At 69.6% G+C, this 24,446-nt stretch carries 16 protein-coding genes and 3 pseudogenes; 14 read left to right on the top strand and 5 right to left on the bottom strand.

The genetic code is table 11. The features are described 5' to 3' along the window. Window positions 1-147: 147 nt before the first annotated feature. From K4L06_RS12345 to K4L06_RS12370, 6 genes and pseudogenes are all read left to right on the top strand, one after another. Window positions 148-1,602: a bifunctional 2-methylcitrate dehydratase/aconitate hydratase gene (locus K4L06_RS12345; protein WP_221671645.1), complete on the top strand. Its 1,455-nt coding sequence runs from the start codon at window positions 148-150 to the stop codon at window positions 1,600-1,602. 250 nt (window positions 1,603-1,852) lie between these two features. Beyond that, window positions 1,853-2,872, top strand: a pseudogene (locus K4L06_RS12350) (OmpA family protein); the annotation flags it as partial. Window positions 2,873-3,430: 558 nt separating this feature from the next. Further along, window positions 3,431-4,435: pseudogene (locus tag K4L06_RS12355) on the top strand (OmpA family protein); the annotation flags it as partial. Between the two features lie 322 nt (window positions 4,436-4,757). Continuing rightward, a complete protein-coding gene (locus tag K4L06_RS12360; protein ID WP_221671648.1) occupies window positions 4,758-5,282 on the top strand; it encodes a hypothetical protein in 525 nt (174 codons plus the stop codon). A gap of 117 nt (window positions 5,283-5,399) precedes the next feature. After that, complete coding sequence (locus K4L06_RS12365; RefSeq protein WP_343225822.1) at window positions 5,400-6,164, top strand: pseudouridine synthase; 765 nt, start codon at window positions 5,400-5,402, stop codon at window positions 6,162-6,164. Between the two features lie 262 nt (window positions 6,165-6,426). After that, window positions 6,427-6,948, top strand: a complete 522-nt coding sequence (locus tag K4L06_RS12370) for a methionine biosynthesis protein MetW (RefSeq protein ID WP_221671649.1) — start codon at window positions 6,427-6,429, stop codon at window positions 6,946-6,948. 151 nt (window positions 6,949-7,099) lie between these two features. On the opposite strand, the pseudogene K4L06_RS12375 reads toward K4L06_RS12370, so the two are convergent. The 3 genes and pseudogenes from K4L06_RS12375 to tdh all read right to left on the bottom strand — a co-directional run bounded on the left by K4L06_RS12375 (window position 7,100) and on the right by tdh (window position 9,931). Further along, window positions 7,100-7,497: pseudogene (locus tag K4L06_RS12375) on the bottom strand (HNH endonuclease). A 77-nt stretch (window positions 7,498-7,574) separates the two neighbouring features. After that, window positions 7,575-8,768 (bottom strand): glycine C-acetyltransferase, encoded by a 1,194-nt coding sequence (kbl, locus tag K4L06_RS12380; RefSeq protein ID WP_221671650.1) that lies wholly within the window; start codon window positions 8,766-8,768, stop codon window positions 7,575-7,577. A 128-nt stretch (window positions 8,769-8,896) separates the two neighbouring features. Then, a complete protein-coding gene (gene tdh, locus K4L06_RS12385) occupies window positions 8,897-9,931 on the bottom strand; it encodes an L-threonine 3-dehydrogenase (protein ID WP_221671651.1) in 1,035 nt (344 codons plus the stop codon). Between the two features lie 147 nt (window positions 9,932-10,078). Between tdh and K4L06_RS12390 the strand changes: the two genes are divergently transcribed. From K4L06_RS12390 to K4L06_RS12400, 3 genes are all read left to right on the top strand, one after another. Continuing rightward, a complete protein-coding gene (locus K4L06_RS12390; protein WP_221671652.1) occupies window positions 10,079-12,232 on the top strand; it encodes a S46 family peptidase in 2,154 nt (717 codons plus the stop codon). 225 nt (window positions 12,233-12,457) lie between these two features. Continuing rightward, on the top strand, window positions 12,458-14,557 hold the full coding sequence (locus K4L06_RS12395; protein WP_221673617.1) for a S46 family peptidase: 2,100 nt from the start codon (window positions 12,458-12,460) through the stop codon (window positions 14,555-14,557). A gap of 476 nt (window positions 14,558-15,033) precedes the next feature. Further along, complete coding sequence (locus tag K4L06_RS12400) at window positions 15,034-17,229, top strand: S46 family peptidase (RefSeq protein ID WP_221671653.1); 2,196 nt, start codon at window positions 15,034-15,036, stop codon at window positions 17,227-17,229. A gap of 284 nt (window positions 17,230-17,513) precedes the next feature. Here K4L06_RS12400 and K4L06_RS12405 read toward each other — a convergent pair whose 3' ends face one another. Both K4L06_RS12405 and K4L06_RS12410 read right to left on the bottom strand, forming a co-directional pair. Further along, window positions 17,514-17,741, bottom strand: a complete 228-nt coding sequence (locus K4L06_RS12405; protein ID WP_221671654.1) for a DUF6289 family protein — start codon at window positions 17,739-17,741, stop codon at window positions 17,514-17,516. 263 nt (window positions 17,742-18,004) lie between these two features. Next, window positions 18,005-18,235, bottom strand: a complete 231-nt coding sequence (locus K4L06_RS12410) for a DUF6289 family protein (protein WP_221671655.1) — start codon at window positions 18,233-18,235, stop codon at window positions 18,005-18,007. 400 nt (window positions 18,236-18,635) lie between these two features. Between K4L06_RS12410 and serA the strand changes: the two genes are divergently transcribed. The 5 genes from serA to K4L06_RS12435 all read left to right on the top strand — a co-directional run bounded on the left by serA (window position 18,636) and on the right by K4L06_RS12435 (window position 24,431). Further along, a complete protein-coding gene (gene serA, locus K4L06_RS12415; RefSeq protein ID WP_221671656.1) occupies window positions 18,636-20,198 on the top strand; it encodes a phosphoglycerate dehydrogenase in 1,563 nt (520 codons plus the stop codon). Between the two features lie 2 nt (window positions 20,199-20,200). Further along, window positions 20,201-20,845: a histidine phosphatase family protein gene (locus K4L06_RS12420; RefSeq protein WP_221671657.1), complete on the top strand. Its 645-nt coding sequence runs from the start codon at window positions 20,201-20,203 to the stop codon at window positions 20,843-20,845. A 130-nt stretch (window positions 20,846-20,975) separates the two neighbouring features. After that, window positions 20,976-22,256 carry a bifunctional tetrahydrofolate synthase/dihydrofolate synthase gene (folC, locus tag K4L06_RS12425; protein WP_221671658.1) on the top strand — a complete coding sequence of 427 codons (1,281 nt, stop codon included), beginning with the start codon at window positions 20,976-20,978 and terminating at the stop codon, window positions 22,254-22,256. A gap of 147 nt (window positions 22,257-22,403) precedes the next feature. Next, the gene (locus K4L06_RS12430; RefSeq protein ID WP_221671659.1) at window positions 22,404-23,507 is read left to right on the top strand and encodes an SPOR domain-containing protein; all 1,104 of its coding nucleotides are present in this window, start codon (window positions 22,404-22,406) and stop codon (window positions 23,505-23,507) included. 126 nt (window positions 23,508-23,633) lie between these two features. Further along, complete coding sequence (locus K4L06_RS12435; RefSeq protein WP_221671660.1) at window positions 23,634-24,431, top strand: CvpA family protein; 798 nt, start codon at window positions 23,634-23,636, stop codon at window positions 24,429-24,431. Window positions 24,432-24,446: the final 15 nt, after the last annotated feature.

Here is a 24,446-nt window from a genome sequence, read left to right on the forward strand (position 1 = left end):
GGAGGTCGCGGCGCGATTGTTGATCCGCACCGCCGCCCGCGGCTTGCCGTTCCTGTCCGCGCCGCCTGCCCGCGCCGGCCGCCCGTGCCGCCGGCTCCCCGCCGTCTGGCAAAATAGCCGGCTCACTCACCCGCAGGCCTCTTGCACATGAGCCACTTCGACATCCGTTCGACCGTCCGCCCCGATCCCGACAAGCCGATGGTCGACATCGCCGACTACGTCGCCGACTACAAGATCGATTCGAAGGAGGCCTTCGACACCGCCCGCTACATGCTGCTGGACTCGCTGGCCTGCGCGGCGCTGGCGATGGACCACAAGGAATGCCTCAAGCACCTCGGCCCGCTGGTGCCGGGCGGCGAGATGAAGGGCGGCGCGCGCGTGCCGTTCACCTCCTACGAGCTCGACCCGGTCCAGGCCGCCTACAACATCGGCGTGCAGATCCGCTGGCTCGACTTCAACGACACCTGGCTGGCGGCCGAATGGGGCCACCCCTCCGACAACCTCGGCGCCATCCTCGGCGTCGCCGACTACCTGGGCCGCAAGGCCGAGGCCGAAGGCGGCCAGGCGATGACCGTGCGCGACGTGCTCGGCCACGCGATCAAGGCCCACGAGATCCAGGGCGGCTACGCGCTGAAGAACTCGTTCAACCGGGTCGGCCTGGACCACGTGATCCTGGTCCGCCTGGCCTCGACCGCCGTGACCACCCAGATGCTGGGCGGCGGCAAGGACGAGATCGTCACCGCGGTCTCGCACTCGTGGATCGACAACGGCGTGCTGCGCACCTACCGCCACGCGCCGAACACCGGCCCGCGCAAGAGCTGGGCCGCCGGCGACGCCTGCCGCCGCGCCGTGACCCATGCGCTGAACGCCAACAAGGGCGTGGTCGGCTACCCGAGCGCGCTGTCGGTCAAGACCTGGGGCTTCTACGACATCGCCTTCAAGGGCAAGCAGTTCGAGTTCGAGCGTCCGTTCGGCAGCTACGTGATGGAGAACGTGCTGTTCAAGATCTCCTTCCCGGCCGAGTTCCACGCCCAGACCGCGGTCGAGTGCGCGATGAAGCTGCACGAGCAGGTCAAGGACAAGCTCGACCAGATCGAGCGCATCGAGCTGGAGACCCAGGAAGCCGGCGTGCGCATCATCGACAAGACCGGCCCGCTGGCGAACTACGCCGACCGCGACCACTGCCTGCAGTACATGGTCGCCGTGCCGCTGATCTTCGGCCGCCTGACCGCCGACGACTACGTCGACGCGGTCGCCGCCGACCCGCGCATCGACGCGCTGCGCGACAAGATGGCGGTCAAGGAGAACGAGCAGTTCACCAAGGACTACTTCGATCCCGAAAAGCGCTACATCGGCAATTCGGTGCAGGTGTTCTTCAAGGACGGCAGCTCGACCGAGAAGGTCTCGATCGATTACCCGATCGGCCACCGCAAGCGCCGCGCCGAAGGCATCCCGGTGCTGATGGCCAAGTTCGAAGCGGCGATCCGGGCCAAGCTGCCGGCCGCCCAGGCCGAGCGCCTGCTGGCCCTGGCGGCCAAGCCGGAGGAACTGGAAGCGCTGCCGATCACCGAGTTCCTCGGCCTGTTCGCCGCCGCCAAGTAATAGAACGTCCTCGCGACGACTGATTCGAGTGCGCAAAGCCGGGACCGGCCTTGCGCACATCGAAACTGAACGAATTTCGACTCGCAGCGGATTCGGTGACGCTGCGCGTCGATATGTTAGACGGTTGTTAACACCGCTTTCACATTGGCAAACCTACCCTGCGCGGGATGGCGTCATCCAGGCGACCGTCCTGAACGGTAGAAACCTCGCAGACGCGGTTTTCCGAATTTTCTGAACCAGGAGCTACAAGATGAATAAGAAACTCCTCTGCGCCGCCCTGCTGGGTGGCCTGAGCCTCGCGCAGGTCGCCAGCGCGCAGGACTTCGACGACCGCTGGTACCTCACCGGTTCGGCCGGCATGAACGTCCAGGACAACGATCGCGGCACCCGCAACGCTCCGTTCGGCGCGATCGGCCTGGGCAAGTTCCTCAACCCGAACTGGTCGCTGGACGGCGAGCTGAACTATCAGAACCCGAAGTTCGACGCCAACCAGGACGCCAACTGGAGCCAGTACGGCATCTCGCTCGACCTGCGCCGCCACTTCGTCACCGAAGGCCGCAACTGGAACCCCTACCTGCTGATGGGCCTGGGCTACCAGCGCTCGGAAGAAGAGTACCTGTCGGCCACCACCCTGCTGCCGGCCGAGCGTAAGGAAGGCAACCTCGCCGCCAAGTTCGGCGTCGGCGTCCAGGGCGACCTGGGCCGCGTCGGCATCCGCACCGAGCTGGCCTACCGCGCCGACTTCGACGACAACAGCGTCAACGGCGTCGACCGCAACGGCGAGTCGGAAGATTGGTTCGGCGACGTGCTGGCTTCGGTCGGCATCATCGTCCCGCTGGGTCCGGAGCCGGTCGCTGCGGTCGCTCCCGCTCCGGTCGTGGAGCCGGGCTGCGCCGACAAGGACGACGACGGCGACGGCGTGAACAACTGCGACGACAAGTGCCCGGGTTCGCAGGCTGGCCAGACCATCGGTCCGGACGGCTGCCCGGTGCCGGTCACCATCGACCTGAAGGGCGTGAACTTCGACTTCGACAAGTCGACCCTGCGTCCGGACGCGGTGGCGATCCTCAACGAGGCCGTCGAAATCCTGAAGCGCTACCCCGACCTGAAGGTCGAAGTGGCCGGCCACACCGACCTGTGCGGTAAGGACGACTACAACCAGAAGCTGTCGGAGCGTCGCGCCAAGGCCGCTTACGACTACCTGACCAGCAACGGCGTCGACGCCGCTCGCCTCCAGGGTCCGGTCGGCTACGGCGAGAGCCGTCCGCTGGAATCGACCCCGCAGACCTTCCCGGCCTGCAAGAGCGAGGTCAACCGTCGTACCGAGCTGAACGTCCAGAACTAAGCCTCTGGAACGGCGCAGGCCTCGGCCTGCGCACGGCAGCACCCACGAAGCCCTGCCTCGCGCCGGGCTTCGTTTTTTCGGGCGTGCGGCCCGCCGTCGCCGGGCCTTGCACCGGCCTCGCGCAACGCAGCAATCGCCGGGCCGGCCGCTGCGGACGTCGCCCCCCCTGCGTGCCGGTATAAATCGAAAAATACGACCAATCGCCCAAAATCTTCGGGCAACGTGACCGTTCGTCGGCCGAAACGCGCACAAATGGGAGATCATCCCGCCGGCGCGTTAATTAACGCAGGTTTAGCGCCGTCCGGGCCGACGTTAAGTGGTATTAACAAACACCTTGACGGTGTATGATCCCCCCGCCAGTGACTGCGGCGCCGGCTCTGCCGGGTGCTACCGCGTCTCTGTCGCAGGAGCAGCGCCGCATAAGACTGTCCCGATCAAACAGTCCGATCACCCCCCGTTCCGATCGATCTGAAGGAGTTAGAGATGAAGATCCGTATGTTGAGCACCGCACTGCTGGCGGGCTTGGCTTTTTCGCAGGTGGCCAGCGCGCAGGATTTCGATGACCGCTGGTACCTGACCGGCTCGGCCGGCATGAATGTCCAGGACAACGACCGCGGCACCCGCAACGCTCCGTTCGGCGCGATCGGCCTGGGCAAGTTCCTGAGCCCGAACTGGTCGCTGGACGGCGAGCTGAACTACCAGAACCCGAAGTTCGACGCCGACCAGGATCTGAACTGGAGCCAGTACGGCATCTCGCTCGACCTGCGCCGCCACTTCGTCACCGAAGGCCGCAACTGGAACCCCTACCTGCTGATGGGCCTGGGCTACCAGCGCTCGGAAGAAGAGTATGTGGTCAGCTCGCCGCTGTCGCCGGCCGAGCGTAAGGACGGCAACTTCGCCGCCAAGGTCGGCGTCGGCGTCCAGGGCGACCTGGGCCGCGTCGGCATCCGCACCGAACTGGCTTACCGCGCCGACTTCGACGACACCAGCGTCGCCGCTCCGCAGGAAGACTGGTTCGGCGACGTGCTGGCCTCGGTCGGCATCATCGTCCCGCTGGGTCCGGAGCCGGTCGCTGCGGTCGCTCCCGCTCCGGTCGTGGAGCCGGGCTGCGCCGACAAGGACGACGACGGCGACGGCGTGAACAACTGCGACGACAAGTGCCCGGGTTCGCAGGCTGGCCAGACCATCGGTCCGGACGGCTGCCCGGTGCCGGTCACCATCGACCTGAAGGGCGTGAACTTCGACTTCGACAAGTCGACCCTGCGTCCGGATGCGGTGGCGATCCTCAACGAGGCCGTCGAAATCCTGAAGCGCTATCCCGACCTGAAGGTCGAAGTGGCCGGCCACACCGACCTGTGCGGTAAGGACGACTACAACCAGAAGCTGTCGGAGCGTCGCGCCAAGGCCGCTTACGACTACCTGACCAGCAACGGCGTCGACGCCGCTCGCCTCCAGGGTCCGGTCGGCTACGGCGAGAGCCGTCCGCTGGAATCGACCCCGCAGACCTTCCCGGCCTGCAAGAGCGAGGTCAACCGTCGTACCGAGCTGAACGTCCAGAACTAAGCCTCTGGAACGGCGCGGGCCTCGGCCCGCGCACGGCAGCACCCACGAAGCCCGGCCTCGCGCCGGGCTTCGTTTTTTTCGCGGCGCGCCGAGCGCGTCCGGGCATGACGAAGCTGAATCGAGCATCGCGCTAAAAAACCTCGATAACCGCCTGATTTCGCGGGTTGTCCATGGCCTTGCGCGCGCCTACACTGGCGCATCGTTCAACGGCGCGGCGATGCGTTCGCGCCGAACCCGGGAGACCCTCATGCGCCGAGTCCTTGCCGCCACGTCGTTGTTCCTGTTCGCCGCCGCGGCGCAGGCGCAGACCGCCAATTGCGCAGCGCTCGCCGCCACGCGCGCGCAGCCGGTCGAACCGACCCTGATCGCGCCGATCTCGCCGGAACTGGTCGCGCCCGCGCACCAGCTCGGCTCGCCGAGCGGCGTGCTGTCGCAGGCGCTGGACGAAGCCTTGTCGGTCGACCAGGTGCTGCTGCGCATCCGCCTGGAAGGCTGCAACGTCGCCAAGGCCGCGCCGGCCTCGACCGGCATGCCCTCGGCCAACGATCCGGCGGCCTACAAGCCCAAGACCGAGTTCGACAACACGCCGTGGCGCTTCAACATGAGCCAGGGCGGCAAGCGCATGACCGCCGACGAGTTCAGCGCCTGGATGAAGGCCAAGGGCGTGCGCGTGGCCAAGGGCAACGGCGCCGCGGCCGCACCGGCCGCACCGGCACCGGCGCCGGTGGCCGAAGCCGCACCCGCCGCGGCCGAGAAGAGCAAGAAGAAGTAAGCCGCATCGGCGGCGCAACCGGACGGCCGCGGGCATCGCCTGCGGCCGTTCCGTTTTGGGTGCCATGAATCGGCGCCATGCATCGGCGCCGCGAACCGGCGCGCCGCCCTATCCTCGATCCGATCCCAGCGATCCGCCGCCGCCTTGAGTCCGCCTCCTCCCCGTCACGGTCTGGCCCGCGTGCTGTCCAAGCAGGGGCTGTGCTCGCGCAGCGAGGCGGCCAAATGGATCGCCGCCGGACGGGTCGCGGTCGACGGGCGGGTGGTGCGCGATCCGGAGTTTCCGATCGTCCAGGGCCGTCAGCGCATCGCCGTCGACGGCCAGGCGATCGAAGCGGCCCAGCGCGTCTATCTGATGCTCAACAAACCGCGCGGCCTGGTCACCACCGCCCAGGACGAACGCGGCCGCGACACCGTCTACCGTTGCTTCGACGGCGCGCTGCTCGACGGCGCGCCGCTGCCGTGGCTGGCGCCGGTGGGCCGGCTCGACAAGGCCAGCGAAGGCTTGTTGCTGTTCAGCAACGACCCGGCGTGGGCGGCGGCGATCACCGATCCGGAAACCGGGCCGGACAAGACCTATCACGTGCAGGTCGATGCGATTCCGGATCCGTCCTTGCTCGCCGCGCTGCACGCCGGCGTCGCCGACGACGGCGAACTGCTGCGCGCCAAGTCGGCGACCCTGCTGCGCGCCGGCGAACGCAACGCTTGGCTGGAGATCGTGCTCGACGAGGGCCGCAACCGGCAGATCCGGCGCCTGCTGGCGGCGTTCGACCTGGACGTGCTGCGGCTGGTGCGGGTCGCGATCGGATCGCTGGCGCTCGGCGAACTGGCCAAGGGGCAGTGGCGGCGGCTGGACCCGCAGGACCTGCAGCGGCTGCGCTGAGCGGGCCGTTGCGCACGCGGGCCGCAGCGGAAATCCGACCGCAGTAACGGTCGCGGACGCCGTCCGCGGCTTATGGTGGGCGCCGGAACCGCCGCTGCGCACCGCGCGCGGCCATCGCGCGACAAGGAGGTGCGCTGCCGGCCCGGGCCCTGCCCGCGGGAGGCCGGCCCGATCGGAGCATCGCAATCTTCCGCACTTCCAACCGCGCCGCGGCCCCCCGGCCGGCGGCGCGCCGACTCGTCATGCCAAGGAGAGACCTACGATGTCGCAGCAAACCCTCACCCCCGTCCGCAAGCCCCGCGCCTGGACCCAGCGCCTGCGCGCCCTGCTGGTCGCCGCGCTGCTGAGCTTCAGCGTCGGCGCGATCGCCGACCCGGTGATCGCCAACCAGATCCTGCAGGCGGTGCGTTACGACCGGCAGATCCTGGACATGGACCTGCAGATCGCCAGGAGCTTCGTGCAGAACGGCAACATCGCCCAGGCGCGGCTCTACTACACCCGCGCGCAGATGGACGCGACCATGCTCAGCGTCCAACTGGCCAAGTTGCAGCAGCAGAATCTGGATTCGCTCAACCGCGGCCTGTACAGCAACCGCGCGGCGATGGAACTGGCGGTCTCCAAGGGCCAGATGTCCCGGTTGCAGAGCCAGTACATCGAGATGGACCTGGCGATCCTGTCGCAGCTGCCGACCTCGATGGAGCATCGGGTCAAGCTGGACATGGACCTGTTCGTGTTCAACATGACCATGATGCAGCTGGAACAGGCGATGCGCGACGCCGCCTGAGCGTCCCATGGGCGGCCGCACGACGGCCGCCCATCTCGCTGCCTTCGTTCCTGATGGCTAGTCCCGCGCGCCGTCAAGCGCTCGCAGCCGCGCCTTGGCCAATCCCGAATCTCGAATCCCAGCGCCGCTAAGCGCTCCTGATCCCGAATCCCTAATCTCCCGCGCCGTCAGGCGCTCGCCAGCGCGCCAGGCGCGCTTCCAGCAAGGCGGAGACCACTTCCCGCGCCCGTGCGTCGCCGGGCCCGCGCGCGTCGTGGCTGGCGCCCTTGCCGTGGTTGCACGGCGCGCAGGCGAGGGCGAGGTTGCGCGGATCGTCGGCTTCTTCGCCGACCTGCGCGGTCAGCGCCGCGGCGGCGCGGCGGCCGAACCAGGCGCTGGGCACCACGTGTTCCAGCGAGGCCGAGCCAGGGCCTCGCCGTCCTCGCGCAGGGCCAGCGCGCGCCGGCAATGCAGGCAGCGCGTGCGCCAGACCCGTTCGCCGGCGTCGAAGCCGGCCAGCGCGTCGGTGCGCACGGCTTGCAGCAGGCGGCGGCGCAGCGCGGAACGCACGGGCTCAACAAAGCGAAACGGCGCCGGGGAGGCCGGCGCCGTCGAGAACGCGATCGATCGATACCGGCACCGACGGCTCAGCCCTGGATCACGCCGAGCTCGCGGCCGATCTTGATGAAGGCGTCGATCGCCCGATCCAGGTGCTCGCGGGTGTGCGCCGCCGACATCTGGGTGCGGATGCGCGCCTGGCCCTGCGGCACCACCGGGTAGAAGAAGCCGATCGCATAGATGCCTTCCTCGAGCAGGCGCGCGGCGAACTTCTGCGCCAGCGGCGCGTCGTACAGCATCACCGGGCTGATCGGGTGCACGCCGGGCTTGACGTCGAAACCGGCGGCGGTCATGCGTTCGCGGAAATAAGCGGTGTTGCGCGCCAGTTGCTCGCGCAGGTCGCCGGCCGCCGACAGCATCTCGAAGGCCTTGATGCCCGCGGCGACCACGTGCGGCGGCAGCGAGTTGGAGAACAGGTAGGGGCGCGAGCGCTGGCGCAGCAGTTCGATCACTTCCTTCCTGGCGGTGGTGAAGCCGCCGAGCGCGCCGCCCATGGCCTTGCCCAGGGTGCCGGTGAAGATGTCGATCTTGTCCATCACCCCCTTGACCTCGGCCGAGCCGCGGCCGTGGGCGCCGAGGAAGCCGGTGGCGTGGCATTCGTCGATGTGGACCAGGGCGCCGTACTTTTTCGCCAGGGCGACGATTTCGTCGAGCGGAGCGATGAAGCCGTCCATCGAGAACACGCCGTCGCTGGTGATCAGCTTGGTCTTGCAGCCGGCGGCGTCGGCGGCCTGGAGCTGCTTTTCCAGGTCGGCCATGTCGCAGTTGGCGTAGCGGAAGCGCTTGGCCTTGCACAGGCGCACGCCGTCGATGATCGAGGCGTGGTTGAGCGCGTCGGAGATGATCGCGTCGTTCTCGCCCAGCAGCGGCTCGAACAGGCCGCCGTTGGCGTCGAAGCAGGCGGCGTAGAGGATCGTGTCTTGCGTGCCGAAGAACTCGGCGATGGTCTTCTCGAGTTGCTTGTGCAGGTCCTGGGTGCCGCAGATGAAGCGCACCGAAGCCATGCCGAAGCCGTGCGTGTCCAGCGCGTCCTTGGCCGCCCGGATGATGTCCGGATGGTCCGCCAGGCCGAGGTAGTTGTTGGCGCAGAAGTTCAGCACCGTGCGCCCGTCCTCGAGCACGATTTCGGCCGACTGCGGGCTGGTGATGATGCGCTCGGACTTGAACAGCCCGGCGGCGCGGATCTCGTCGAGGGTGTCGGCGTAGTGTTGGGTCAGGGACATGGGGGCCGGGAATTGGGAATAGGGAATTGGGAATCGGAAAGCGGCATGCCGGGGAACTGAAGCGTGAACCGGGCGGGACGTTGCGCTCTTCCCATTCCCAATTCCCGATTCTCCATTCCCGGCTCTCGTCAATTCCAGCTAAGCACGACCTTCCCGGCCTTGCCCGCTTCCATCAGGTCGAAGCCCTTCTGGAATTCGTCGATCGGCAGTTGGTGGGTCAGCACCTTGCCGAGCGGGAAACCGGACAGCACCAGCTGGGTCATCTTGTACCAGGTCTCGTACATCTTGCGGCCGTAGATGCCGTGCAGGGTCAGGCCCTTGAAGATGATCTTGTCCCAGTCGGCGCCGGCGCCCTTGGGCATGATGCCGAGCATGGCGATCTTGCCGCCGTGGTACATGCAGTCGAGCATGTCGTTGAAGGCGCGCGGGTTGCCGCTCATCTCCAGGCCGACGTCGAAGCCTTCCATGTGCAGGTCGGCCATCACGTCCTTGAGCGACTGGTTGGCGACGTTGACCACCCGGGTCGCGCCCATGTCGGCGGCCAGCTTGAGGCGGAAGTCGTTGACGTCGGTGACCACCACGTTGCGCGCGCCGATGTGCTTGCAGATGCCGGCGGCGATGATGCCGATCGGGCCGGCGCCGGTGATCAGCACGTCCTCGCCGACCACGTCGAACTCCAGCGCGCAATGCGCGGCGTTGCCGTAGGGATCGAAGAACGCGGCCAGTTCGCTCGGGATCTGGTCCGGGATCGGCCACAGGTTGCTGGCCGGCATGACGATGTACTCGGCGAAGGCGCCGTTGCGGTTGACGCCGATGCCGGTGGTGTTCGGGCACAGGTGCTGGCGGCCGGCGCGGCAGTTGCGGCAATGGCCGCAGACGATGTGGCCTTCGGCCGAGACGCGTTGGCCCGGACGGTAGCCGGTGACGCCGGGGCCGAGGTCGACGATGCGGCCGACGAACTCGTGGCCGATCACCAGGCCCGGCTTGATCGTGCGCTGGCTCCAGTCGTCCCACAGGTAGATGTGCAGGTCGGTGCCGCAGATCGCGGTTTTCTCGAGCTTGATCAGCACCTCGTTCGGACCCGGCACCGGTACCGGCACGTCTTCCATCCAGATGCCCTTGCCGGCTTCGCGCTTGACCAGTGCCTTCATCGTTTGCGTCATGGGGGTCGTTACCTGAGAGCCGCGGCGGCGCCGCGCGGGAAAGAAGCGCGAATTATACGCCGCCGCCCGGGGCGGGGCCGGGCCCGGGTTTGCCGGGGTCGGCCGGCTTGGCCTATCGTCGCGGCTTCGTAATGTTCCGGAACGACCATGCGCCCCCGTGTGTTAGCCCTGTCCCTGGCCTTGTGCGCCACCGCCGCCCAGGCCGATGAAGGCATGTGGATGCCCTCGCAGCTGCCCGATATCGCGCCCCAGCTGCGCGCCGCCGGTTTCCAGGGCGACCCCGCCGGCCTGGCCGAGCTGACCCGCGCGCCGATGAACGCGGTGGTCAAGGTCGGCGGCGCCACCGGCGCCTTCGTTTCCGCCGACGGCCTGGTGCTGACCAACCACCACGTCGCCTTCGGCGTGATCCAGTACAACGCCAAGCCGGAGCGCGACCTGATCCACGACGGCTACGTCGCCGCCGACCGCGCCGCCGAGCTGCCGGCCAACCCGGACTTCCGCGTGCTGGTCACCACCGGCTTCGACAAGGTCACCGAGCGCGTGCTGAAGGATGCGCGCGGCAAGCGCGGCCGCGCCTACTACGACGCGGTCGACGCGGCGACCAAGTCGCTGGTCGCCGAATGCGAACGCGAGGCCGGTTACCGCTGCAGCGTCGCCAACATGTACTACGGCACCGACTTCTACCTGATCCGCCAGCTCGAGTTGCGCGACGTGCGCCTGGTGTACGCGCCGCCGGACAGCATCGGCAACTACGGCGACGAGGTCGACAACTTCGTCTGGCCGCGCCACAGCGGCGATTTCACCCTGCTGCGCGCCTACGTCGGCCGCGACGGCAAGCCGGCCGACTATTCGCCCGACAACGTGCCCTACGCGCCGCCGGGGCATCTGCAGATCGCCACCGACCCGGTGCGCGAAGGCGACTACGCCATGCTCGCCGGCTACCCGGGCGTGACCTTCCGCCACCGCATGGCCTCCGAGTTCGTCCAGCAGATCGAATGGCAGCTGCCGTCGCGGGTGGCGCTGTACGCCGGCATGATCAAGACCATCGAAGCCGCCGCCGCGGGCGACGCCGAGGCCAAGGTGCGCTACGCCGCCCAGGTCGCCGGCTTCAAGAACACCCTCAAGCGCGCCCAGGGCGAGCTCGACGGTCTGCGCCGCAGCGATGCGGTGCGGGTGCGCCGCGAGGACGAGGCGGCGATGCTGGCCTGGCTGGGCAAGCAGGCCGACGCGCGCGCGACCCGCGCCGACATCGACGCGACCCAGAAGGTGCTCGACGCCGGCGCGGCCACCCGCGAGCGCGACCAGTTGCTGAGCGCGATCCGCAGCCAGGCGCAATTGCTCGGCGCCGCGCTGACCGTGCAGCGCCTGGCGCTGGAGCGGGCCAAGCCCGACGCCGAGCGCGAATCGGGCTACCAGCAGCGCGACGAGACCCTGATCGCCGGGCGCCTGAAGCAGGTCCAGCGGCGCTACTGGGCGCCGGTCGAGAAAGACCTGCTGCGCTACCTGCTGCTGCAGTACAAGGCGCTGCCGAAGACTCTGCGGGTGGCCGAAATCGACCGCGTGTTCGAGGGCGAGGACGAGGCCGCGCTCAAGCGCAGCATCGACGCGGCGTACGCGCACACCGGTTTCGGCGAAGAGACCGCGCGCTTGCAGGCGATGAAGAGCGACGCCAAGGCCTTACAGGCCGCGGAAGACTCGCTGTTGCGCGCCGCCGCGGCGCTGACGCCCGCGTTCGTGCGCATCGAGGAGGAGGGCAAGGCGCGCGAGGGCGAGCTGTTGCGCCTGCGCCCGGCCTACATGCGCGCCCTGATCGCCTACCGCCATTCGCAGGGCCGCGCGGTCTATCCCGACGCCAACTCCACCTTGCGGGTCAGCTACGGCAAGGTCAGCACGATGGACCCGCGCGACGGGGTGAGCTATCGCGCCCTGACCACGGTCCAGGGCATCGTCGAGAAACACACCGGCAGCGCGCCGTTCGACGCGCCCAAGCCCTTGCGCGAGGCGATCGCCAAGGGCGATTTCGGCAGCACCGCCGATCCGCAGCTCAAGACCCAGACGGTCGATTTCCTGACCAACCTGGACACCACCGGCGGCAACTCCGGCTCGCCGGTGCTGGACGCCCACGGCCGCCTGATCGGGCTGAACTTCGACAGCAACTGGGAAGCGGTCAGCGCCAGCTGGATGTACGACCCGCGCTACAAGCGCGCGATCCACGTCGACATGCGCTACCTGCGCTGGCTGCTGGCCAAGGTGTATCCGGCGCCGCATCTGCTGAAGGAAATGCGGCTGCCGGCGGAGTGAGGCGGGCGAGGAGATCGCGGACCGGAGCCGGGAGTCAGCGGGGTCATGCTTTCTGATCTCCTGTCTCCCAAGCGCTATCTCCTTGATTCCATGGCAAGTTAAACTCGCAATCCAATTCTTTTGTCCATCAGGGGTATACGCATGCGCTACACGACATTGGCCGCGGCCGTCGCGGCAGGGACGCTGGGCTTGGGCCTGGCCACGACGGCCGGCGCCGTCGAAGGCATGTGGGTGCCGCAGCAGCTGCCGGAGATTTCCGCGCCGCTGAAGAAGGCCGGGCTCAAGCTCGACGCCAAGCAACTGGCCAACCTCACCGGCGACCCGATGGGCGCGGTGGTTTCGCTCGGCGGCTGCACCGCCAGCTTCGTCTCCCCGCGCGGCCTGGTGGTGACCAACCACCACTGCGCCTACGGCGCGATCCAGCTCAACTCGACCGCGCAGAAGAACCTGATGCGCGACGGCTTCAACGCCGCCACGCCGGGCGAGGAAGTCTCCGCCGGCCCGGCCTCGCGCATCTACGTGCTCGACTCGATCCAGGACGTGACCGCGCAGATCAAGTCGGCGATCGACGAAGCGGTCGAGCCGATCGACCGCACTCACGCGCTGGAGACGGTGCAAAAGCGCCTGGTCGCCCAGTGCGAAGCCGAGCCGGGCTACGGCTGCGAGGTCTACAGCTTCTTCGGCGGCAGCACCTACCGCCTGTTCCGCCGCATCGAGATCAAGGACGTGCGCCTGGTCTACGCGCCGCCCGGCAGCGTCGGCAACTACGGCGGCGAAGTCGACAACTGGATGTGGCCGCGCCACACCGGCGACTTCTCCTTCTACCGCGCCTACGTCGGCAAGGACGGCAAGCCGGCCGCGTACGCGAAGGACAACGTTCCCTACCAGCCCAAGCACTACCTGAAGATCGCCGACAAGCCGCTGGGCGAGGGCGATTTCGTCATGGTCGCCGGCTACCCGGGCCGCACCAACCGCTACGCCCTGGCGGCCGAGTTCGACGCCACCGAGGACTGGACCTATCCGACCCTGTCCCAGCACTACAAGAACCTGGTCGCCCTGGTCGGCGAAACCGCGAAGAAGGACCCCGAGATCGGGGTCAAGTACGCCAGCACCGTGCGCGGCTGGCAGAACACGCTGAAGAACTACGACGGCCAGCTGGAAGGCTTCGGCCGCGTCGGCGTGGCCAAGAAGAAGCACGCCGACGAAGAGGCGGTGCTGGCCTGGTTGAACAAGCGCGGCAAGGCCGGCGCGCCGGCGCTGGCCGGCCACGCCAAGCTGGTCGAGCAGATCGAAGCCGCCAACGCCCACCGCGACCGCGACCTGGTGTTCTCGCAGCTGCGACGGTTCGGCGTGATCGCCGCTTCGGGTACCCTGTACCGGCTCGCGGTCGAGCGCGCCAAGCCCGACGCCGAGCGCGAGCCCGGCTACCAGCAGCGCGATCTGCCGTCGATCAAGGCCGCGCTGGAGCAGATGGAGCGCCGCTACGATCCGCGCATGGACCGCGAGCTGCAGGCCTATTGGCTGCGCGAGTACGTCAAGCTGCCGGCCGGCGAGCGCATCGCCGAACTCGACCGTTGGCTCGGCGGCAGCGACGAGAAGGCGATCAAGCGCGGCCTGGACAAGCTGGCCAAGACCAAGCTGGGCGGCACCAAGGAGCGCCTGGCGCTGATCGACGACGACCGCGCCGCGATGGACAAGAGCCGCGATCCGGCGATCCAGCTGGCCAAGGCGCTGTACCCGGCGGTGCTGCGCCTGGAGCAGGAGAGCAAGGCCCGCGAAGGCGAGGCGCTGGTCGCGCGCCCGGCCTACCTGCAGGGCGTGATCGACTACCGCAAGAGCAAGAAGCAGGCGGTCTACCCCGACGCCAACTCGACCCTGCGCATCACCTTCGGCAACGTCAAGGCCTACACCAAGCTCGACGGCAGCAAGCAGGCCGCGTTCACCAAGCTCGAGGAAGTCGCGGCCAAGGCCACCGGCGAGGAGCCCTTCGACGCGCCGCAGAGCCTGCTCGACGCGATCGCCGGCAAGCAGTACGGCGGCCTGGCCGACAAGCGCCTGAAGACGGTGCCGGTGAACTTCCTCTCCGACCTGGACATCACCGGCGGCAACTCCGGCTCGCCGGTGCTCGACGGCGAGGGCAAGCTGGTCGGCCTGGCCTTCGACGGCAACTGGGAATCGGTGAGCTCGAACTGGCTGTTCGACCCGACCATGACCCGGATGATCTCGGTCGACCAGCGCTACATGCGCTGGATCATGCAGGAGGTCTACCCGGCGCCGCAGCTGCTGACCGAGCTGGGCGTGCCGGCGCAGAAGCCGAAGAAGTAACGCGCGCTTCCTCGCTGCGTTCGATGCAGAAACGCCGGCTGCCTAGCGGCCGGCGTTTTTCTTTGCGCGGCTGGCCAAGTGCGGCTTTCGTAGGAGCGGCGTGAGCCGCGACATCCGAAGCGGTGTACGCAAGCGCCGCCGGGCTGCGGACGCCAGGCGCACGCGGTACCGTGCGAGGTTTCGGTTGACGACGTGGTATTTCACCGCGTCGGATGTCGCGGCTCACGCCGCTCCTACAGAGACAGGTTTCGGGAGGACTCGGAAAGAGTCCATGCTTTTGCTTTTGCCAATCCCCAATCCCCAATCCCCAATCCCGGCATTAACGGAAATTTAGCTTCCGCGTTCGCGCAACCTGAGCGTTCGGTAAAGCCGCGCTTCGGCCCGCTGCCGCTCGATCGCCGCCGGCCGCATCCGGCATGGCCTTGGCCGAAACAGCCGAGCTAGACTCGTCCTCCCTCGGTCGATCGGACGTCTGGATGCGATACACGGTGCTGGCCCGCGCGGTGGCTCTGGCAGGAGGCTTGTTCGGCTTGGCGGCCTGGAACGGCCCCGCGCACGCGGTCGAGGGCTTGTGGACGCCGTCGCAATGGCCCGAACTGGCGCCGCAGCTCAAGCAGGCCGGGCTGCGCGCCGCGCCCAAGCAACTGGCGCAATGGGCCGACCCCAAGGGCGATCCGCTCGGCGCGGTGGTGCCGCTGGGCAGTTGCACCGCCAGCTTCGTCTCGCCCAAGGGCCTGCTGCTGACCAACCATCACTGCGCGCTCGGCGCGATCGCGCTCAACTCCACCGCGCAGAAGAACCTGCGCCGCGACGGCTTGCGCACCGGCACCAACAACGACGAGGTGTCGGCCGGGCCGAACGCGCGCATCTTCGTGCTCGACGCGGTGCAGGACGTGACCGAGCGGGTGCGCAGCGCGCTGGGCGCCGCGGCCGATCCGCTGGCGCGGATCGCCGCGCTCGACGCGCTGGAGCGGCAGTTGATCGACGAGTGCCAATCCGAGCCCGGTTATGCCTGCCGTCTGTACAGCTACAGCGGCGGCAATCGCTACCAGCTCCAGCGCAACATCGAAATCCGCGACCTGCGCCTGGTCTACGCGCCGCCGGACAGCATCGGCAACTTCGGCGGCGAGAACGACAACTGGATGTGGCCGCGCCACACCGGCGACTTCGCCTTCTACCGCGCCTACGTCGGCCAGGACGGCAAGCCGGCGGCGTTCGCGATCGACAACGTGCCCTATCAGCCCAAGCGTTGGCTCAAGATCGCCGACAAGCCGCTGGGCGCCGGCGATTTCGTCGCCGTGGCCGGCTTCCCCAGCCTGACCAACCGCTATGCGATGGCCGACGATTTCGCCGCCAATGCCGAGTGGACCTATCCGACCGTGGCCGGGCATTACCGCCGCCTGGCCGCGTTGGTCGAAGCCGAGACGCGCAAGAACCCCGAGATCGCCGCCAAGTACGCCTCGACCGTGCGCGGCTGGCAAGGCGCGGCGATCAACTACGACCGCCAGGTCGAAGGCTTGCGCCGCGCCGGCGCGGCCCAGGCCAAGCGCGAGGAGGAAACCGCGCTGCTGGCCTGGCTGCGCAAGCAGGGCGCGGCCGGCGAGCCGGCGTTGGCCGCGCACGCGCGCCTGCTCGAACTCGGCGCGCAATCGCGCGCGGTGCGCGAGCGCGAGCTGATCCTGAGCCAGTTGTTCGCTACCGGCTCGCTCGGCGCGGCGACCCAGCTTTACCGCGCTTCGATCGAACGCGCCAAGCCCGATGCGCAACGCGAGTCGGGCTATCGCGAGCGCGATGCGGCCGGCTTCGAGAACGGCCTGCGCCAGGCCGACCGCCGCTCCGATCCGCGCGTGGACCGGGCGCTGTACGACTATTGGCTGCGCGAATACCTCAAACTGGCCAAGGAACAGCGCGTCGCCGCGCTCGACCAATGGCTGGAAGGCGAGGACGACAAGGCGGTCAAGCGCGCGCTCGACCGGCTGGGCAAGTCGCGCCTGGGCACGCCGGAGCTGCGCGCCAACTGGCTCAAGGCCGACCGCGCGGCGTTCGAGAAGAGCAAGGACGGCGCGATCCAGTTCGCGATCGCGGCGATGCCGACCCTGCTGCAGTCCGAGCGCGAGATCCGCAACCGCGCCGGCGAGACCCTCGGCGTGCGGCCGGCCTACCTCAAGGCGCTGGCCGATTACCGCAAGAGCCAGGGCCGCGTCGCCTATCCCGACGCCAACGGTTCTCTGCGGTTGAGCTATGGCAGCGTGACCGCCTACACCAAGGACAGCGGCGCCAAGCAATTGCCGTTCACCCGGGTCGAGGAGATCGCCGCGCGCCACACCGGCAGCGAGCCGTTCAAGGCGCCACCGGTGCTGCTGGAGGGCATCCGCACCAAGCGTTACGGCGCGTTGGCCGACAAGCGCCTGGGCTCGTTGCCGGTGAACTTCCTGTCCGACCTGGACATCAGCGGCGGCAATTCCGGCTCGCCGGTGCTGGACGCGCAGGGCAAGCTGGCCGGGCTGGTGTTCGACAGCAATCTGGAATCGGTGAGCGCGAGCTGGGCGTTCGACCCGGCGACGACGCGGACGATTTCGGTCGACCAGCGCTACCTGCGCTGGATCATGCAGGAAGTGTTCCCGGCGCCGCGCCTGCTGGCCGAAATGGGCGTCCCCGCCGGCGGCAAATAACGCCGCTTCTTGTAGGAGCGGCGTGAGCCGCGACCAACCGAAGCGACGCGATACCACACTTCCGGCCGAAGCCGCGTCGCGACAAGACCGATTGCCTTTGCAGGGTCGGTCCTGGCTTCGGAAGTCCCGCTCGCGCACCTCGCTCCGGCTGTCGCGGCTCACGCCGCTCCTACAGGTGGATTACGCCGCTTTCAGGCGAACGAGCGCGTGCGGCACATACGGCGGCCCCAACGACGAAGGGCCGGCGAGGCCGGCCCTTCGATACATCGAACGCGCGCGGCGAATCAACGCGGATTGCAGACCAGGTGGCCGACGCTGTACTTCGAGGTGCGGACGCCGGATTCGGTCAGCACGCCTTCGCAGCTCATCTGGGCCTGGCCGACGACGTTGCCGCTGGCGTCGAAGTAGACGTAGAACTCGCCGATTTCGTCCGGACCCGGCGGGCGGGCGAGGGTGGTGGTGGCGACCAGGGCGGCGACCAGGCCGAGACCGAGGGCAAACGACTTACGCATGGCGAACTCCTTATCGTGCAGTGGCGTTGCTAGGAAGATCCGGCGCGAGGGCCGGAGGTTGGCGATGTCTGCGCACGCGCGGGACGGCTCGCGCCAAGCGTCGCTCACGCTCGGCGGCGTGCGTACGCCGCATGCTGCACAGACCGGTGACTCGAGTACGGTAACGACGATGCGTCCGCGAGGCTGCGACGCGCGCGGTCCGGATGTTGGCGGCTTCCCGATCCCGGACGCGGCTTGCGCGCAACGCGCGAGCGCTCATGCGATCAGTTCGGATCCGGATCGCAGATGAAATAGCCGTCGCTGTAGTTCTTGGTGAACGTGCCCCACGACGAGCGGGTGTTGTCGCAGTTGATGGCCTGGTAGCCGACCACGCTGCCGTTGGCGTCGTAGTAGTAATAGAACTGGCCCGGACCGGTGGGACCGATCGCGGCGACCGCGGCGCCGACCGCGGCGAGCGCCGCGAAGCCGAGCGTCAGAGCGAGTTTCTTGCGCATGGCGTTCTCTCTTCGGATGCCGGCACGGTGCCGGCGCGAAGACGCTAGGACGGCAGTCGCGATTCCACAATGTGCCGTTGTGCTCGCAATCGTATCTTTGTGACGCGGGTCCACGGCGCCATCGAAAATTGCTTGTCGCTGCACACAAGCGCTGGTGTTCGCCGCCGCCGCGCGCGGCCGGCGCCTGCGCACTTGCATGCGCGCGCGCGCTGACTTAGGCTGCGCGGGCAGTCGCGGATTCCCATGCCAGCCGGCCCCGTCTCCCGACCCGTGTTCGATGCCGCCCCGCGCGGCGCCGCCGTCGGCGGCATCGCGGCCCGCCGTTCAGGGCCCGAGATCTTTCCGTAGTGCCGGCTCGCATTCGCTCCGTCGTCTGTCCCCACACGACCTGGAGCTTGCGATGAAAGTACTGGCCTGCGATGGCATTCATGAAGACGGTCTGGCCCTGTTCCGCGAAGCGGGCTGGGACGTCGTCGTATCCGACCCGATCAAGGATCCCGCCGCGCTGGCCCAGGCGCTGCACGGGGTCGACGCCGTGCTGGTGCGTTCGGCGACCAAGGTGCCGGCCGAGGCGCTGGCCGATGCGGCGCAACTGCGGGTGATCGGCCGCGCCGGCGCCGGCGTGGACACCATCGACGTCGATGCCGCCACCGAGCGCGGCATCGCGGTGATGAACGCGCCCGACGGCAACACCCTGGCCGCGGCCGAGCACGCGATCTCGCTGCTGTTCGCCCTGGCCCGCCACATTCCGCGCGCCGACGCCGGCATGAAGGCCGGCGAATGGCCCAAGGCCGGCCTCACCGGCTTCGAACTGGAAGGCAAGAAGCTCGGCGTGATCGGCCTGGGCCGCATCGGCGGCACGGTCGCGCGCAAGGCCCAGGGCATCGGCATGGAAGTCGCCGCGCACGATCCCTTCCTGCCCGCGTCCGCGGCCGGCAAGGGCAGCGTGCCGCTGAAGACCCTGGACGAGCTGCTGGCCTGGGCCGACGTGGTCACCCTGCACATCCCGCGCACCAAGGAAACCACCAACCTGCTCTCGGAAGCGCGCATGCGCGCGATGAAGAAGGGCGCCTACCTGATCAACGCCGCGCGCGGCGGCCTGGTCGACGAAGCCGCGTTGCTGGCGCTGATCGAGGAAGGCCACATCGCCGGCGCCGCGCTCGACACCTTCGTCACCGAACCGCTGCCGGCCGATTCGCCGCTGCGCGCCAATCCCAAGCTGATCCTGACCCCGCACCTGGGCGCCTCGACCAGCGAAGCGCAACAGGCGGTCAGCACCATCCTGGCGCGACAGATCATCGATTTCGCCGCCACCGGCGCGGTCGCCGGCTGCGTCAACCTGCCGCCGCTGACCGCCGAGGCGGCGCGCGAAGTCGGCCCATGGATGCCGCTGATGTCCTCGCTCGGCCGCCTCGCCGCGCGCCTGATCCCGGCGCCGACCCGGCTGGAGATCACCTACGCCGGCCGCACCGACGCGCTCGACACGCGCCCGCTGACCCGGCTGCTGGTCGCCGCGCTGCTCGGCACCGCCTCGGGCCGGGTGACCCCGGTCAACGCGCTGCAGGAAGCCGCCGCGCGCGGCCTGACCGTGGCCGAAACCCTGGGCGGCGACGGCGACGGTTTCGACCGCCTGCTCAAGCTGCGCGTGGTCGGCGAACAGCGCACCCGCGAGATCGAAGCGACCTTGCACCGCGGCCCACGCGTAGTCCGCCTGGACGGCGTCGAAATCGAATTCGATCCGCAGGCGCACGTGCTGCTGCTGCGCAACGAGGACCGCCCGGGCATGATCGGCGCGGTCGGCTCCAAGCTCGGCGCGGCCGGCGTCAACATCGTCAACTTCGCCCTCGGCGCGGCCGGCGACGGCCAGGCGCGCGCGGCGATCACTGTCGATCGCCCGGTCGACGACGAACAGCTCGCCGCGTTGCGCGCGACCCCCGGCATCCTCTCTCTGGCGCAGGTCTGATCATGCGGATATTGCTTGCCCGCCACGGCGAAACGCCGTGGAACGCCGAAGGCCGCTACCAGGGCCAGGAAGACATCGCCTTGTCGCCGGTCGGCGAAACCCAGGCCAAGGCGCTGGGCGCGCGCCTGCGCGAGGTGTCGATCACCCGCGCGGTGGCCTCGCCGCTGAGCCGCGCGCGCTACACCGCCGAACTCGCCCTGGGCGAGGAGCGCGCCTCGATGCTCAAGCTCGATCCGGGCCTGATGGAGATCGCCCACGGCACGTGGGAAGGCCTGCTCGCCAGCGAGATCCGCGAGCGCGACGGCGACCGCCTGCGCGCCTGGCGCGAGACCCCGCACGAGGTGCTGATGCCCGGCGGCGAGTCGATCGGCCACGTGCTCGACCGCGCCTGGCCCGCGTTCGCGCGCGCCTGCGAGGGCCTGGGCGACGACGACACCTTGCTGCTGGTCGCTCACGACGCGGTCAACCGGGTGCTGCTGTGCAAGGTGCTCGGCATTCCGCTGGCCAAGCTGTGGACCTTCCGCCAGGCCCCGACCACGCTCAACCTGCTCGAAGGCGACAGCGTCGACCGGCTCGACGTGGTGCGGCTGAACGACTGCAGCCACCACACCGCGCTGTTCGGCGAGGCGGTGCACCGGGCCCTGTAACCCGTCGCGGCCGCGGGTCCGGGAGGCCGGACCCGCGCTGCGCGCTTCCCGGGGCCACGGCGGCGCGGCGGCCGGCCGTCGCCGGGTGCGGTCGCGCCAACGCGGCCGCCGCATCTGCGAAAATGCGCCGATGAACCGCACCCTCGCCGACTGGCTCTCCCACATCGAACGCATCCACCCCAAGTCCATCGACATGGGCCTGGAGCGCATCCGCGAGGTCGCCCAGCGCCTGGGCCTGGGCCGGCCCGGGCGCCGGGTGATCACCGTTGGCGGCACCAACGGCAAGGGCTCGACCGTGGCCTTCATCGAGGCGATGGCCCGTGCCGCCGGCTGGAAGGTCGGCGCTTACACCTCGCCGCACCTGCTGGCCTACAACGAACGCATCCGCATCGACGGGCGCGACGCCGCCGATGCCGACATCGTCGCCGCGTTCGAGGCCATCGAGGCCGCGCGCGGCGAGACCGCGCTGACCTATTTCGAATACGGCACCCTGGCCGCGCTGTGGCTGTTCGAGCGCGCCGGGCTGGACCTGGCGATCCTGGAAGTCGGCCTGGGCGGGCGCCTGGACGCGACCAACCTGGTCGACGCCGACGTCGCCGTGATCACCACCGTCGACCTCGACCACCAGGACTACCTCGGCGACGACCGCGAGAGCATCGGTTTCGAGAAGGCCGGCATCGCCCGCGCCTGGAAGCCGCTGGTGCTGGGCGACGACGACCCGCCGTCGAGCGTGCTGCGCCATGCCTATGTCATCGGCGCTTCGGCGGTGCGGGCCGGCTGCGACTTCTTCTTCGCCGCCAGCCCGGCCCAGCCCGATCAGCCGCCGCAGTGGCGCTGGCGCGAGGTCGGCTTCGGCGTCGACCTGCCGCTGCCGGCGCTGGCCGCGCCGGTGCAGATGCGCAATGCGGCGGTCGCGATCGCCGCGCTGCGCGCGCTGGGCAAGGCGCCGAACCGGCAGCAACTGGCCGCCGGCGTGGCCGCGGCGCAGGTGCCGGGGCGCCTGCAGCGCTTCCAGCGCGGCGCGGTCGAGATCGTGGTCGACGTCGGCCACAACCCGCAGGCGGCGCGCGAACTGGCCGCCTGGCTGGCGGCCCAGCCGGCCGCCGGCCGCACCCTGGCGGTGTTCGCCGCGCTGGCCGACAAGGACGCGCCTGGGGTGGTCGCGGCCCTGGCCGAGCGCATCGACGCCTGGCACCTGGCCGGGCTGGACGATGCCGGCGCGCGCGGCCAGAGCGCACAGGCCCTGGCCGAGCGCCTGCACGGCAGCGCCGCCGCGGCCGGCACGCCGCACCCGGACGTGGCGACGGCGCTGGCCGCAGCGCGCGCCCAGGCCGGCGACGGCGACCGCATCCTGGTGCTGGGCTCGTTCCACACCGCCGCCGCGGCACTGGCCTGGCTCGCCGCGCACTGAGCCGCCCAGCGAACCCGAGCCGGCGCGCGGCCGTGCCGAGTCGGGCGTTTCTGAATGCATTGCGCTTGGGCGCGATCCGACCCCGGCCGTCGCCGCCGACGGGGGTATAATTCGCGCCGGTAACCGGTCCGCGAGCATCCCATAGCGATGGAACCTGCCCTGAAACAGCGATTGATCGGTGCGATGGTATTGGTCGCACTGGCGGTGATCTTCCTGCCCATGCTGATCAAGGGGCCCGCGCCGGAAAGCGGCGCGTCCGACGTTCCGCTGACCCTGCCCGATGCGCCCAAGGGCGAGACCGAAACCCGCGAACTGCCGCTGGTGACGCCGGGCGACGCGCCGCAGGGCGGGGTGGTCGGCCTGGACGGCGCCGCGCCGGCCGGCGACGGCCAAACCCTGCCGACGGTCGATACCGCGGCGCAAAGCCAGGGCATGCATCCGGCCGCGACCGCCGGCGGCAACTACGCGGTCAGCTTCGGCAGCTACGCCAGCGCCGGCGACGCCGACAAGGTGATCGCCGCGCTGCGCGCCGCGCGCCTGCCGGGCTACCAGGAAACCGCGCTGGGCGCCGGCGGGCGCACCGTGCACCGGGTCCGGATCGGCCCGTTCGCGACCCAGGCCGACGCCGAGGCCGCGCGCCTGGGCTCGACCAAGGTCCGCAACGACATCAACGCCAAGGTGGTGGTGCTGGACGCCGACGCCGCCGAACCGGCCGCGAGCACCGCCGCGGCCGCGGCCGCGCCGGCGGTGAGCGCGCCGCAGCCGCTGGCCGAGAGCGCGCCGGCCAAGCCGGCGCCGCTGCCGGCCGAGACCGCCAAGCCCGCCGCCAAGCCCGTCGAGCCGGCCAAGCCGGTGGCGAGCAAGCCTGCTGAAACCAAGCCCGCTGAAACCAAGCCCGCCGCCAAGCCGGCCGAGACCAAGCCCGTCGCCGCGACCAAGCCCGCCGAGGCCAAGCCGGCGCCGGCCAAGCCGGTCGAGGCCGCCAAGCCCGCGCCCAAGCCGGCCGCGGCCGGCACCGGCTTCGCGGTCCAGCTCGGCGCCTTCGGCAATCTTGAGGAAGCCAACAAGCTGCGCGACCGTGCGCGCGCGGCCGGGTTCAGCGCCTTCGTCGAACAGGTCCGTACCGACAAGGGCACGCTCAACCGCGTGCGCCTGGGTCCGGTGGTCAATCGCGCCGATGCCGACAAGCTCAAGGCCCAGGTCGCCGGCAAGCTCGGCGTCGGCGACGCGCTGGTCAAGCCGCACCCGTAAGGGAACCGCGGCGGCAGTCTATCGACCGGCGCAGGGCGCGCCGGTGCAACGCGCATCGCGGACGCGCTTCGAGGCGGAGATCGCCATGGTCGAGGTGGCGCCGGTGCGCAGAGGGAGCGTCACGCTATGACGGCATTGGATTGGGGTTTGGCGGTGATCGTCGGTTTGTCGGCCCTGCTCGGCATGGCCCGCGGACTGATCGGCGTGGCGGCCTCGCTGGCGGCCTGGCTGCTGGCGGGCGTGGCCGCGGTCGTGTTCGGCGGCGATGTCGGCCGCAGCCTCGGCGACGGCCAGGTCGGCTGGGGCGAGTACCTCGGCGGCTATGCGCTGTGTTTCGTCGTGGTCTGGGTCGGCGTGGGGCTGATCGGCTGGGTGATCCGCCGGGTCGCGCATTCCTACGGTCTGTCGGAGATGGACCGGTTGCTGGGACTGGGGCTGGGCGCGGTGCGCGGGGTGATCTTCGCCTGCGCGCTGCTGGTGTTCCTGGGCATGACCACGCTGCCGCGCGAACCCGCCTGGCGCGAGTCGGGCCTGGCGGCGGTGCTGATGCCCGGCGCGAAGCTGATGCGCAGCGCCTTGCCGGATGCGATGGCGGGCAAGGTCGACCTGGAAGGGCGCGGCACCTCCTTGCAGGCCTCGGTGCAGCAACAGGCCAAGAGCCTGGAGCATGAACTGGGCGGCCGCCTGCCCAAGGCGCTGCCGGACGTGCTCGGCGAGCCGGCCGCGGCCGGCCAGCCGCAGGGCGGGGCGCTGCCGCAGGCCCTGCCGGACAACCTGGGCGGTTTGACGGACGCCTTGCCTGAGGCGATGCGCGACCTCATACCGGGGTCGAGCCGCGGCGCGGGACGCGCGCAAGGGGCGCGGGTCGAAGGCGACCCGGCCCAGGTCGGTGCGCAGAAGCGCGACGACAAGCAGGTGCAGTAACGGCCGCGCGCATCG

Source organism: Lysobacter sp. BMK333-48F3 (assembly GCF_019733395.1).
Taxonomy (GTDB): Bacteria; Pseudomonadota; Gammaproteobacteria; order Xanthomonadales; family Xanthomonadaceae; genus Lysobacter.

Bases quoted from the DNA above. Each gene is read 5' to 3' on its own strand.
- K4L06_RS12345 (WP_221671645.1), top strand. From the start codon at position 148: ATGAGCCACTTCGACATCCGTTCGACCGTCCGCCCCGATCCCGACAAG.
- K4L06_RS12360 (WP_221671648.1), top strand. From the start codon at position 4,758: ATGCGCCGAGTCCTTGCCGCCACGTCGTTGTTCCTGTTCGCCGCCGCG.
- K4L06_RS12370 (WP_221671649.1), top strand. From the start codon at position 6,427: ATGTCGCAGCAAACCCTCACCCCCGTCCGCAAGCCCCGCGCCTGGACC.
- kbl (WP_221671650.1), bottom strand. From the start codon at position 8,768: ATGTCCCTGACCCAACACTACGCCGACACCCTCGACGAGATCCGCGCC.
- tdh (WP_221671651.1), bottom strand. From the start codon at position 9,931: ATGACGCAAACGATGAAGGCACTGGTCAAGCGCGAAGCCGGCAAGGGC.
- K4L06_RS12390 (WP_221671652.1), top strand. From the start codon at position 10,079: ATGCGCCCCCGTGTGTTAGCCCTGTCCCTGGCCTTGTGCGCCACCGCC.
- K4L06_RS12395 (WP_221673617.1), top strand. From the start codon at position 12,458: ATGTGGGTGCCGCAGCAGCTGCCGGAGATTTCCGCGCCGCTGAAGAAG.
- K4L06_RS12400 (WP_221671653.1), top strand. From the start codon at position 15,034: ATGCGATACACGGTGCTGGCCCGCGCGGTGGCTCTGGCAGGAGGCTTG.
- K4L06_RS12405 (WP_221671654.1), bottom strand. From the start codon at position 17,741: ATGCGTAAGTCGTTTGCCCTCGGTCTCGGCCTGGTCGCCGCCCTGGTC.
- K4L06_RS12410 (WP_221671655.1), bottom strand. From the start codon at position 18,235: ATGCGCAAGAAACTCGCTCTGACGCTCGGCTTCGCGGCGCTCGCCGCG.
- serA (WP_221671656.1), top strand. From the start codon at position 18,636: ATGAAAGTACTGGCCTGCGATGGCATTCATGAAGACGGTCTGGCCCTG.
- K4L06_RS12420 (WP_221671657.1), top strand. From the start codon at position 20,201: ATGCGGATATTGCTTGCCCGCCACGGCGAAACGCCGTGGAACGCCGAA.
- folC (WP_221671658.1), top strand. From the start codon at position 20,976: ATGAACCGCACCCTCGCCGACTGGCTCTCCCACATCGAACGCATCCAC.
- K4L06_RS12430 (WP_221671659.1), top strand. From the start codon at position 22,404: ATGGAACCTGCCCTGAAACAGCGATTGATCGGTGCGATGGTATTGGTC.
- K4L06_RS12435 (WP_221671660.1), top strand. From the start codon at position 23,634: ATGACGGCATTGGATTGGGGTTTGGCGGTGATCGTCGGTTTGTCGGCC.